General features: G+C 71.6%; 10 protein-coding genes. 3 read left to right on the top strand and 7 right to left on the bottom strand.

Features of this window, described 5'->3' with window-relative positions:
• Nucleotides 1-178 precede the first annotated feature (178 nt).
• Nucleotides 179-1,336, bottom strand: coding sequence for an acyl-CoA dehydrogenase family protein (locus tag AB0M83_RS47345; protein ID WP_364529002.1), 1,158 nt, complete (start codon nt 1,334-1,336; stop codon nt 179-181).
• Nucleotides 1,337-1,451: 115 nt separating this feature from the next.
• Between AB0M83_RS47345 and AB0M83_RS47340 the strand changes: the two genes are divergently transcribed.
• Entirely contained in the window at nt 1,452-3,128 is a 1,677-nt protein-coding gene (locus tag AB0M83_RS47340; protein WP_364528999.1) for an AMP-binding protein, read from the top strand.
• Here AB0M83_RS47340 and AB0M83_RS47335 read toward each other — a convergent pair.
• Entirely contained in the window at nt 3,093-4,130 is a 1,038-nt protein-coding gene (locus AB0M83_RS47335; protein WP_364528996.1) for an Lrp/AsnC family transcriptional regulator, read from the bottom strand. The genes AB0M83_RS47340 and AB0M83_RS47335 overlap by 36 nt on opposite strands.
• Nucleotides 4,131-4,235: 105 nt before the next feature.
• Here AB0M83_RS47335 and AB0M83_RS47330 point away from each other — a divergent pair, with 105 nt between their 5' ends.
• Nucleotides 4,236-4,925 (top strand): SDR family NAD(P)-dependent oxidoreductase, encoded by a 690-nt coding sequence (locus tag AB0M83_RS47330; protein ID WP_364528993.1) that lies wholly within the window; start codon nt 4,236-4,238, stop codon nt 4,923-4,925.
• A 3-nt stretch (nt 4,926-4,928) separates the two neighbouring features.
• On the opposite strand, the gene purE is transcribed toward AB0M83_RS47330, so the two are convergent.
• The 5 genes from purE to AB0M83_RS47305 all read right to left on the bottom strand — a co-directional run bounded on the left by purE (nt 4,929) and on the right by AB0M83_RS47305 (nt 10,074).
• Nucleotides 4,929-5,426 carry a 5-(carboxyamino)imidazole ribonucleotide mutase gene (purE, locus tag AB0M83_RS47325; RefSeq protein WP_364528990.1) on the bottom strand — a complete coding sequence of 166 codons (498 nt, stop codon included), beginning with the start codon at nt 5,424-5,426 and terminating at the stop codon, nt 4,929-4,931.
• 10 nt (nt 5,427-5,436) lie between these two features.
• Nucleotides 5,437-6,621, bottom strand: coding sequence for a 5-(carboxyamino)imidazole ribonucleotide synthase (locus AB0M83_RS47320; RefSeq protein ID WP_364528987.1), 1,185 nt, complete (start codon nt 6,619-6,621; stop codon nt 5,437-5,439).
• Nucleotides 6,622-6,633: 12 nt separating this feature from the next.
• The gene (locus AB0M83_RS47315) at nt 6,634-7,842 is read right to left on the bottom strand and encodes a glycosyltransferase 87 family protein (protein ID WP_364528984.1); all 1,209 of its coding nucleotides are present in this window, start codon (nt 7,840-7,842) and stop codon (nt 6,634-6,636) included.
• Nucleotides 7,817-9,169: a glycosyltransferase 87 family protein gene (locus tag AB0M83_RS47310; protein WP_364528981.1), complete on the bottom strand. Its 1,353-nt coding sequence runs from the start codon at nt 9,167-9,169 to the stop codon at nt 7,817-7,819. Before AB0M83_RS47310 ends, AB0M83_RS47315 begins: the two co-directional genes overlap by 26 nt.
• A 71-nt stretch (nt 9,170-9,240) precedes the next feature.
• On the bottom strand, nt 9,241-10,074 hold the full coding sequence (locus tag AB0M83_RS47305; RefSeq protein WP_364528978.1) for a GGDEF domain-containing protein: 834 nt from the start codon (nt 10,072-10,074) through the stop codon (nt 9,241-9,243).
• A gap of 269 nt (nt 10,075-10,343) precedes the next feature.
• Here AB0M83_RS47305 and AB0M83_RS47300 point away from each other — a divergent pair.
• The coding region (locus tag AB0M83_RS47300; RefSeq protein WP_364528975.1) for a sigma-70 family RNA polymerase sigma factor at nt 10,344-11,188 on the top strand (845 nt) is incomplete at its 3' end.

The following is an 11,188-nucleotide window of genomic DNA, read 5'->3' as shown; positions in this document are numbered from 1 at the left end:
GTGGTCGCAGCCAGCATCCTTGAGGAGCTGGATCACCGACGAGGGTGTGGCATCGGTCGAGTTTGCTCCACCGATGCACCCCGTCGGATCCGCGTCGATGACCCGGCACCGCCGGCCGTAGTCACAATGGGGCTTCGGGGTGCCGGACTAGTCCTTTGACCGCTCCGAAGGTGCCGAACTACCCCTTGAGCAGAGCCCGAGCCATCACAACCTTCTGAATCTGGTTGGTCCCCTCGTAGATCTGCGTGATCTTCGCGTCCCGCATCATCCGCTCCACCGGGAAGTCCCGCGTGTACCCAGCCCCGCCGAAGAGCTGGACCGCGTCCGTGGTCACCTCCATCGCGATGTCGGACGCATAAGCCTTCGCAGCCGAAGCCATGAACCCGGCCCGCTTGTCCCCACGCTCGGAAGCCGCCGCCGACGCGTACACCAGGTGGCGGGCCGCCTCGATCTTCGTGCCCATGTCGGCCAGCATGAACTGGACACCCTGGAACTCCGCGATCGACTTGCCGAACTGCTTGCGGTCCTTCACGTACGCGATGGCCGCGTCGAGCGCGCCCTGGGCGATGCCCAGTGCCTGCGCGCCGATCGTCGGGCGGGTGTGGTCGAGCGTGCGCAGCGCCGTCTTCAGGCCCGTGCCCGGCTCGCCGATGATGCGGTCCTCGGGGATCGTGCAGTTCTCGAAGTAGATCTCGCGCGTCGGGGAGCCCTTGATGCCGAGCTTCTTCTCCTTCGGGCCCACCGAGAAGCCCGGGTCGTCCTTGTGCACGACGAACGCCGAGATGCCGTTGGCCTTCTTCTCCGCGTCCGGGTCGGTCACGGCCATCACCGTGTACCAGGACGACTCGCCCGCGTTCGTGATCCACGCCTTGGTGCCGTTGAGCACCCAGTGGTCGCCGTCGAGCCGGGCGCGCGTGCGCATCGATGCCGTGTCCGAGCCGGCTTCGCGCTCCGAAAGCGCGTACGACGCCGAAGCCTCGCCCGACGCGATCGAGGGCAGCACCAGCTTCTTCACGCTTTCCGAAGCCGACAGGATGATCGGCTGCGTGCCGAGCTTGTTCACCGCCGGGATCAGCGACGCCGACGCGTCGACGCGCGCGACCTCCTCGATCACGATGCAGGCGCCCACGGCGTCCGCGCCCTGGCCGTCGTACTCCTCGCCGATGTGGACGGCGTTGAACCCGGACTTGACCAGCGCGTTGTACGCCTCGATCGGGTAGCGCTCGTTTTCGTCGACCTCGGCCGCGTACGGCGCGATCTCCTTCTCGGCCAGGGCCCGGACCGCGGCCCGCAGCTCCTCGTGCTCTTCGGCAAGCTGGTACAGGCCGTCGGTCACTTCCGGTCACCTTCTCTACGACGTCGGGAGGGTTTCATCGATGTTAGCGCTCGTTCACTGCACCCGTCCGCCCTCGTCCTTGTGTCGTTGACCGCACAACTCGTACCGTCGGGTGATGCCGCTCACCGCGCCGACGACGCCGCCCGGTTTGCCCGCCTCCCTCGACTACCCCGAAGCCCCGGTCGGTTCCCTCATCGCCGCGGGCGCCGCCCGCTGGGGTGACCGGACCGCCTTCGCCCACGACGGCCGCAGCCTCACCTTCGCCGAGACCTACCGCGCGGCCTGCCGCTTCGCCCACGCGCTGCGGGAGCGGGGCGTGGGGCGCGGCGACGTCGTGGCGCTGCACCTGCCGAACTGCCTGGCCTTCCCGGTCGCCTACTACGGCACCGTGCTGGCCGGGGCGACGTTCAGCCCGGCCAACCCGCTGCTCCCGCCGGACGACCTCGCCTTCCAGCTCGCCGACTGCGAGGCCTCGGCCGTCGTGACGTTCGGGCCGGTCGCCGGGGTGCTCGCGAGCGTCGCCGATCGGATCCCGACACGGCTGACCATCGTCGTGAACCCCACCGCCGACCTGCCTGACGGCGCCGTCGAGTTCGAGGCGTTCCAGGCCGGCCACCCGGAGACGCGCCCCGAAGCCGACATAGCGATCCACGACGACCTCGCGCACCTGGCCTACACCGGCGGCACCACCGGCCGGTCGAAGGGCGTGCGGCTCTCCCACCGCAACGTCGTGGTCAACACCCTGCAGCACGCGTGCTGGGGCAGCGGTTCGGTGCCGGCACTCGACGCCCACGGCGACGTCACCCTCGACCAGGTCGGCAGCGAGGACGAGTGGCCGACGCGCCTGGGCACCGGCGTCGCGATCAACCTGACGCCGTGGTTCCACGCGATGGGCATCATCGGCGGGCTGAACGCGGCGGTGATCGCCGGCACGACGATCGTCCTGCACTCCCGCTTCGACCCGGCGGCGTACGTCACCGACGCCGAACGGCTGCGCATCACCGGCATCGGCGGCGCGCCCGCACTGTTCGCCGCGCTGCTCGCGACGCCGTCGTTCCACACCGCGGACCTGTCTTCGGTGAAGTCGATCGGCTCCGGCGCGGCGCCGATGAACCACGCGATGATCAACGCGCTGCGCGAGCGGTTCCCGGGCGTGGTCGTCGCCGAGGGGTACGGCCTCACCGAAGCGACGATGGGCGCGGTCATCTCCCCGACGTACCGCTCGGGCACGCGCAAGGTCGGCTCGGTCGGCGTGCCGATCTTCGACACCGAGGTCAAGGTCGTCCCGGCCGAGGGCGGCGAAGACCCGCTCCCGGCGGGCGAGAAGGGCGAGGTCTGCCTGCGCGGGCCGCAGATCATGCTCGGCTACCGCAACCGCCCGGAGGAGACGGCGGCCGCCCTGGTCGACGGCTGGCTCCACACCGGCGACGTCGGCATCCTCGACGCCGACGGCTATCTGTCCATCGTGGACCGCAAGAAGGACATGCTGCTGTACAAGGGCTACAACGTCTTCCCGCGCGAGCTGGAGGAGCTGCTCATCACGATGCCCGGCGTCGCGGCGGCGGCCGTGGTGGGCCGGCCCGACACCGAGGTCGGCGAGCTGCCGGTGGCGTTCGTGGTGCCCCGCGGCTCCCTGGACGCCGACGAGCTGATGGCCGCGGTCAACGAGAAAGTGACGCCCTACAAGCGGTTGCGCGAGATCCACGTGGTCGAGCAGATCCCGGTGTCCGCCGCCGGCAAGGTGCTCAAGCGGGAGCTACGGCAGCAACTGATCGGCGAGCTGCCCGGCTAGCCGGTCGCCGGACAGGAGCGTGCCGGCCTGCTTGACGTGCTTGAGCAGCGGCGAGACCTCCATGCTCTGCAGCCCGGGCAGCGAGCCGATCCGGTCCGAGGTGAACTCGAACAGCTCGTCGAGGTCCAGGCAGTGCGCGACGGCGTGGACGTTGTACGACCCGGAGACCGCCGCGGCGAAGGCGATTTCCGGCATCTGCGCGAGCGTGCGCCCGACGTCCTTGACCGCCGAGGGGTGCACGCGCAGCCAGAGGTTCGCCCGGGCGTGGTAGCCGAGCGCCTCGGCCGCGATCTCGACGTCGATGTGGACGACGCGCAGCCGGATCAGCGTCTCCAGGCGGCGTGCGGCACGGCCGGGCGTGAGGTCCGCCGCCGCGGCGAGGTCGACCAGGGCGGCGCGGCCGTCCGCGGCGAGGACGTCGAGCAGCTTCTCGTCCTCGGCGGTCAGGCGCACGGGCTTACGGGCCACGACCGGCGCTTCCGTGAACGGCGACCCGTCGGTCCCGAGCAGCGCTTCCTGCTCGGGAGCCAGCGTGCCCCGCAGCGCGGCCCAGTAGTGCCCGCGACCGCCGACGAACTGGCGGAGCATCGCGGACGCGTGGATGTCGAGGACGGCCGCCGTCCGCGGCAGCTGCTGACCGAGCAGGTCGTCGCGCTGTTCCCGGGTCCGCGACCGCACCGCGAACCCGATCTCGGAGCCCCCGGCGCAGAGCCCCACCCAGCTGACGTCGTCGCGCTTCGCGAGGGCGTCGGCGATCGCCGCGACGCTCCCGGGACGGCACCGCAGCCGCACCAGCCACTTGCTCTGGCCCAGCGCTCCCGGGTCGACGATGCCGGCGACGCGCAGGACGCCCTCGGCGCGAAGCCGCCGATAGCGACGGCCGACCGCGTTCTCGGTGACGCCGAGCGCGACCGCGATCGAGGCGAACGAGGCCCGCGGAGCGATCTGGAGCGCGCGGATGAGACGCACATCGTCGGGCTGCACACTGACGGATTCGGCCATCGACGCTCCTGTTATCGAGGCAATCCTACAAATCCGCCGTCCGGACGGGCGTGGCCGACGCTCGGGTGGACAGACTCGGAGGGAACTCGACCGAAGGGAACGACCATGGAGACCGCCCTCATCGTCGGGGCGTCGCGCGGACTCGGTCACGCGATCGCCACCGAGCTCGCCGCCCGCGGGTGGCACGTGATCGGCACCGTCCGCGACCCGGCCGCCCGGACACCCCTGCACGACCTGGCGGACGCGTCGGACGGGCGCGTCGAGGTCGAGCACCTCGACATCACCGAGCCCGATCAGCTGCCGCCCCTGCGCGAACGGCTCGCCGGCCGCCGGCTCGACGTCCTCTTCGTCAACGCCGGCACGACGAACAACCCGGCGACTCCGATCGGCGACGTGTCGACCGCCGACTTCGTCGACGTCATGGTCACCAACGCGCTCAGCCCGATGCGCGTCATCGAAGCGCTTCAGGACCTCGTGCCGACCGACGGGCTCATCGGCGCGATGTCCTCCGGGCAGGGCAGCATCACGAACAACACGGCCGGCTCACGAGAGGTCTACCGCGGCAGCAAGGCGGCACTGAACATGTTCATGCGCAGCTTCGCGGCCCGGCAGGCCGAGACCGGACGGGCGCTGGTCCTCGTGGCCCCCGGCTGGATCCGCACGGCCCTGGGCGGCCCGGACGCGCCGTTCACCATGGAGGAAACCGTCCCGAAGGTGGTCGACGTCCTGCTCGCGAAGCGGGGCCGGCCCGGCCTCGAGTTCCTGGACCGAGAGGGCAAGACCGTGCCGTGGTGACGGCTAGTGGCCGGTCTTCGCCCGCAGGGCCGTGTCCTTGTCCAGGACCAGCTTCTCCAGGTCCCGCTGGAACTTCGCCATCTTCGAGCGCAGGCCCTCGTCCGACGCCGCCAGGATGCGGACCGCCAGCAGGCCCGCGTTGCGCGCGCCGCCCACCGAGACCGTCGCCACGGGGACGCCCGCCGGCATCTGGACGATCGACAGCAGCGAGTCCAGGCCGTCCAGGTACTTCAGCGGGACCGGGACGCCGATCACCGGCAGCACCGTCGCCGAGGCGACCATGCCCGGCAGGTGGGCCGCGCCGCCCGCGCCCGCGATGATCACGCGGATGCCGCGGGCCACCGCCGACGTCGCGTAGTCCAGCATGCGCTGCGGGGTGCGGTGCGCCGAGTAGACGCCGACCTCGTACTCGACGCCGAACTCGTCCAGCGCCGCACCGGCCGCCTCCAGGGTCGGCCAGTCCGAGTCGCTGCCCATGATCACGCCCACCTGCGGCGCCATACCTGATCTCCTAGTGGATTTCGTAGCCGTCGAGCCAGACGGCGTGGGACAGCCAGTGCGCCGACAGCAGCGCGCGGTCGCGCAGGTCGTCCATGCGCTCGCCGGTGAAGTTGACGTGCCCGAGCTTGCGCCCCGGCCGCTCCTGCTTGCCGTACAGGTGCACCCGCGCCTCGGGGTACCGCGCGAACAGGTGGTGCAGCCGCTCGTCCGGCCCCATCTCGGGCAGCTCCGGCGCGCCCAGCACGTTCGCCATCACGCACGCCGGCGCGACCAGGTCCGTCCGGCCCAGCGGGTAGTCGAGCACCGCCCGCAGGTGCTGCTCGAACTGCGACGTGCGCGCGCCGTCCATGGTCCAGTGCCCGGAGTTGTGCGGGCGCATGGCCAGCTCGTTGACCAGCAGCCCGGTGTCGGTCTCGAACAGCTCGACCGCGAGCAACCCGGTGACGTCCAGCGTCGACGCGACCCGCAGCGCCAGGTCCTGCGCCTCGTGCACGCGCTCCGGCGCGAGCCCCGGCGCCGGGGCCAGCACCTCGGTGTTGATCCCGCCGGTCTGCACCGTCTCGACCACCGGGTACGCCGCGCCCTGGCCGAAGGGCGAGCGGGCGACGAGCGCGGCCAGCTCCCGCCGCATCGCCACCTTCTCCTCGACCAGCAGCGCCGTGCCCGCTTCGAGCAGCTCCGGCACGGTCTCGCGGGCGTGCCGCGCGGTGTCCAGCATCCAGACGCCACGGCCGTCGTACCCGCCGGTCGACGCCTTGAGCACGACCGGCCAGCCGTGCTCGCCGCCGAACTGCACCACGTCGTCCACAGTGGACACCTCGGCGAAGGCCGGGCCCGGCACGCCGAGGCCCGCCATCATCTCGCGCATCACCAGCTTGTTCTGCGCGAAGCCCAGCGCCGCCGGCGCCGGCCGGATGAGGTAGCCCTCCATCGCCAGCGTCAGCAGGTGCTCGCCCGGCACGTGCTCGTGGTCGAACGTGAGCACGTCGACCGACGCCGCGAACTTCCGCAGCGCGTCGAGGTCGGTGTGGTGCCCCAGCGTGACGTCGCCCGCGACGAGCCCCGCGGCTTCGTTTTCCCCCGCCGCGAGCACGCGCAGGGACTGGCCGAGGGAGATCGCCGCCTGGTGGGTCATCCGGGCCAGCTGACCGCCGCCCACCATGCCCACGACGGGCAGACCGGTGTGTTTGTCCATAGCGGCACCAGCCTAAACGGTGACCACCTGCGGTGACCGCCGGACCAGACGTAGCTCACGCGCCGCGAGCCCCAGGATCCCGGCCGCCGCCGCGAGCACGTACACGTTGCCGAGGACCGACCAGCCCAGGCCCCAGCCGAACTCCGTGTCGCCGCCGTTGGGCACCAGCATCACGATCTGCGAGACGAACAGCAGCGCGACCGCCGCCGCGGCCCACCACCGCGCCTTGACCACCAGCAGCGTCAGCAAGGGCACGCACCAGACCCAGTGGTGCGACCACGACACCGGCGACAGCAGCAGCCCGTAGAACGCCGTCACGAGCAACGCCGCCGCGTTCTCGCCGCGCCGGTGCAGCCGCACGACCAGCCACACCGCGGGCACGGCGAGCACCGCCGCCACCCCGGCCGCCACCGCCAGCGACCAGGGCGCCAGGTGGGTGGCCCGGTTGACCAGCCCGTTGAGTGACTGGTTGAAGATCCAGTGCACCGACCCGACCCGGCTCGGGTCGGTCGCCGAATCCCGCCAGAACCGCGCCGCGTCGACCGGGATGACCGCGAACATCACCGCTTCGAGCGCCACGAACGTGCCCAGGGCCCGCAGCCCGTCCTTCCACCGGCCCGTGAAGAACAGGTGCGGCACGAAGATCAGCGGGGTCAGCTTGATCGCCGCGGCAACGCCGATCAGCACGCCCGCCCACCGCGACCCGCGCAGAGAGAGCACCAGGACGTCCAGCACCACGAACGCCATCAGTATCAAGTTGATCTGGCCCAGGAACAGCGTCTTCCACACCGGTTCCAGCGCCAGCGCGATGGCCGTTCCCGCCGGCAGCGCCCACCGGCTTCTTCCCAGAAGCGATGCGCGCCCCGGCGACGACGAAACCACCGTGATCACGACCATAAGGGCGACCACCGACAAAAACGCGATTACGCCCCACACCAGGCCCGACGGCACGAGCACGAGCGGCAGGAACAGCGGCGCGGCGGCCGGCGTGTAGGTGAACGGCAGCCGCACCCAGTCGGGCAGCGCGGTCAGCACGTCCCGCGTGTAAAGCGGGTCGCCGTGCAGCAGCGTCAGCGCTCCGGCGCGGTAGACGGCGCTGTCCGCGCCCAGGTGCCACCCGGCCAGCCAGCCGGCGACACCGAAGCCGAGGACGAGAAGCGCGATCCCCCCGGCGAAGAACCAGCCGGTGCGCGCCTCAGACGCCGGTCGCGACGTCGACATGCTCGTCCGGCGCCGAGGCCTTCTTCCTGGCCCGCCGCTGCAGGCCCCAGCGCAGGATCAGCGCCGCGGCGAGCACGACCGGCATCAGGATGTAGGCGTCCCCCAGGATGTTCTGCCACACCTTCCAGTGCAGCTCGACGTTGCGGCCGTTCGGCAGGATCAGCAGCACGCAGCTGACGAACACGAACGCCACCAGGCCGGTCCCGACCCAGCGCTTCCACGCCGTCTTCGGGGTGGTCTTCGGCAGCCGCGACACCAGCAGCACGATCAGCGGGATCACCCACACCCAGTGGTGGGTCCACGAGATCGGCGAGATCAGCAGCGTCCAGAACGCGGTGACGAGCACCGCCGCCAGCGCCTGGCCCTTGCGGTGGAAGCGCATCAGCAGCCACAGCGCCGGGATCGCGAGCAGGAGCCCGATGCCCATCGCCGCCTTCGACGCCCACGGCGCGAGGTCGGTGGCCCGGTTCATCAGCGCGTTGAGCGACTGGTTGCCCGCCCAGTGCACCGGCCCGATCCGGCCGGTGTCCGGCAGCGTCACGGTCCAGTACTTGGCCGCGTCGTGCGAGTTGATCAGGAACATCAGCCCCTGCAGCACGACGAACGTGGCGAAGCCGCGGATCGCGTCCATCCGCCGGCCGGTGACGAAGAGGTGCCCGAGGAACACCAGGGGGGTCAGCTTGATCGCCGCCGCGACGCCGACCAGCACGCCGCCCCAGCGGCTCCCCCGCGTGCCGATGACCAGCATGTCCAGCAGGATCATGGCCATCAGGATCAGGTTGATCTGGCCGAGGAAGATCGTCCGCCACACCGGCTCGAGGGCGAGGAAGACCAGGAAGAACACGATGGTCGAGCGGGCGGGCGAGGCCCACCAGCGCGGCCCGTCGGCGGCCGGGCGGGGCAGCGCGCCGATCGCGATGCGGATCGACAGCGCCATCGCCGCCAGCGAGACGGCGGTGATCAGGCCCCAGGAAATCTGCGTCGGGAACGCGGCGAGCGGCACGAAGATCAGCGCGGCCGTCGGCGGGTAGGTGAACGGCAGCAGCGCCCACCACGGCTCGGGGGCCAGCGTGTTCGCGTCGTAGAGGGAGTCGCCGTGCAGCAGCGTGAGCGCCCCGGCCCGGTAGACCGCGCTGTCGACGCCGAGCACCCAGTCGTGCTGCCAGCCCCAGATGCCGTACCCGATCGCGAAGAGCGGGATGACCATGAGAATCAGGATCGACCGTGGGCGGACGGACAGGCGCGCGAGTGACTTCCGCAGGGCCAGGCGATGCTGCGAGCCGGCCGCGACTGCGCCGTCGACGTCGGTGATTACGGTCGGGGTCACCGCACCAGGAAATCATGACCCGCCGGATCCGGGTCAGAAGGGTCCGCGCGGACCCGGACTTTTCTCGTGTTTCACGCCCGGGCGAGCTGGGCCAGCAGGTCGCACGCCATTTCGTGGGTGGCGGGCAGGCGCACCGCGGACACCCGGGGCCGGCCGGCGTCCGCCAGCTGCGAATCCACGGAAAGCCGCTCGTGGAGCGCTCTTCGCAGCGCGACGCCGTGTGAAGCGACCCGCTCGTCCTTCGGGACCAGCGCGGCGACGACGGACGTCCCCAGCGAGGCGACGCTCTGCCCGCTGTCGAACACCGCCCGCAACGCGTCCGCGACCAGGATCATCCCGGTCAGCCGCGGGAACCCGGTGACCGTGCTGAGGTCGAGCGACACGACCAGCAGCACGTGGTCCTCGGCGGCCGGCCGCTCGCGCGCGGCGGCCGCCCGGTAGACCTCGTAGAGCCGGGTGCGCAGGTAGGCGGCCGACGGCAGGCCGGTCAGCGGGTCGGTGACCTCGGTGTGCACGAGCTGGTCGGTGGCGACGTCGGCCCAGGCCAGCGCGGTGGTCCGGAGCAGCCGAGCCGGCGTGGCGTCGACGTCCGGCGAGACGAACCCGTCGCCGGCGTGGTCGAGCACCGCATGCAGTGCGGCCAGGTCGGCGAGGGTTTCCGCGAGCCCCGCGCCGGCCGCTGCCCGCGCGCGGGCCAGCCCGGCCAGCGCGGTTTCGGCGGCTTCGACGCGCCCTTTGGCCATCACGGCCGCGCAGACGGCGTCGACCTCGGGCAGCGCCCAGTCGCTCGGGAACCGCCAGCCGGCGGCCAGGCTGGCCGTGCGCCAGCGGGCACGCAGCGTGCGCAGGGCGCGGTCGGCGAGCGGGGCGTCACCGGGACCGGAGCGCGTAGCCGGAACGTCCACAGGCCACCTGCCCCTTTCGTCCGGTCCGTGTCGATCTTGCTCGGTGCTTCACGGTGAGGACGTGTCCCGGCGGACGCCGTGACGCGTACTCGCGAGTTTTGTTAAGAAGCTTTTCCACGGCGCGACCCGGAGGTGGGTGATTTCGCTCCGCCGACGGAGTCAACACCCCCACCACGACGTGACGGCCCGGGGAGGGTCAGTCACACTTGTCTCGCGCCGCGGACCCACCTGTAATGGCAGGTCCTGGCCCTAGCCGACCGAGGAGTGCCGTGTCCACCGTTCCCGCCGATCTCAGCGGAAAGAGTGACGCCGAGCTGATCGCCGAGGTCCGCGCCGGGAAGATCGAGTCTTATGGGCCGCTGTACGAGCGCCACACCGGCGCGGCGCACAACCTCGCTCGTCAGCTGGCCCGGTCGAGCTCGGAAGCGGACGACCTGGTGTCCGAGGCGTTCGCCAAGGTGCTGGACACGCTGCGTGGCGGGAAGGGGCCGGACACAGCCTTCCGGGCGTACCTGCTGACCGCGCTGCGTCACACGGCGTACGACCGCACGCGCAAGGAACGCCGGGTCGACCTCAACGAGGACATGACCGACGTCTCCGCCGAGGCGCTGACCGTGCCGTTCTCCGACACCGCCGTCGCCGGGCTCGAGCGGACGATGGCCGCCAAGGCGTTCGCCCGGCTGCCCGAACGCTGGCAGGCGGTGCTCTGGCACACCGAGATCGAGCAGCAGAGCCCGGCCGAGGTCGCGCCGCTGCTGGGACTGACCGCGAACGGCGTCTCCGCGCTCGCCTACCGCGCCCGCGAGGGGCTGCGCCAGGCGTACCTGCAGGTCCACCTGCAGGAGAACGACGAGGAACGCTGCCGCGCCTGCGCCGAGCGGCTCGGCGCGTGGACCCGCGACGGGCTGTCCAAGCGCGAACGCGCCCAGGTCGAGAACCACCTCGACGAGTGCGAGAACTGCCGGGCGCTGGCGGCGGAGCTCGCCGACGTCAACGGCGGCCTGCGCGCGATCATCGCCCCGATCGTCCTGGGCGGTGCGGCGCTCGGCTACCTCGCCACGATCGGTGCGGCCAAGGCGAGCGCGGCCACCGCGGCGGCGGCCGGTGCGGCCGC

Origin of the sequence: Amycolatopsis sp. NPDC051106, assembly GCF_040682775.1 — a bacterium.
Taxonomy (GTDB): Bacteria; Actinomycetota; Actinomycetes; order Mycobacteriales; family Pseudonocardiaceae; genus Amycolatopsis.
This window is presented reverse-complemented; position numbering and strand designations above follow the sequence as displayed.

Bases quoted from the DNA above. Each gene is read 5' to 3' on its own strand.
- AB0M83_RS47340 (WP_364528999.1), top strand. From the start codon at position 1,452: ATGCCGCTCACCGCGCCGACGACGCCGCCCGGTTTGCCCGCCTCCCTC.
- AB0M83_RS47330 (WP_364528993.1), top strand. From the start codon at position 4,236: ATGGAGACCGCCCTCATCGTCGGGGCGTCGCGCGGACTCGGTCACGCG.
- AB0M83_RS47315 (WP_364528984.1), bottom strand. From the start codon at position 7,842: ATGTCGACGTCGCGACCGGCGTCTGAGGCGCGCACCGGCTGGTTCTTC.
- AB0M83_RS47320 (WP_364528987.1), bottom strand. From the start codon at position 6,621: ATGGACAAACACACCGGTCTGCCCGTCGTGGGCATGGTGGGCGGCGGT.
- AB0M83_RS47335 (WP_364528996.1), bottom strand. From the start codon at position 4,130: ATGGCCGAATCCGTCAGTGTGCAGCCCGACGATGTGCGTCTCATCCGC.
- purE (WP_364528990.1), bottom strand. From the start codon at position 5,426: ATGGCGCCGCAGGTGGGCGTGATCATGGGCAGCGACTCGGACTGGCCG.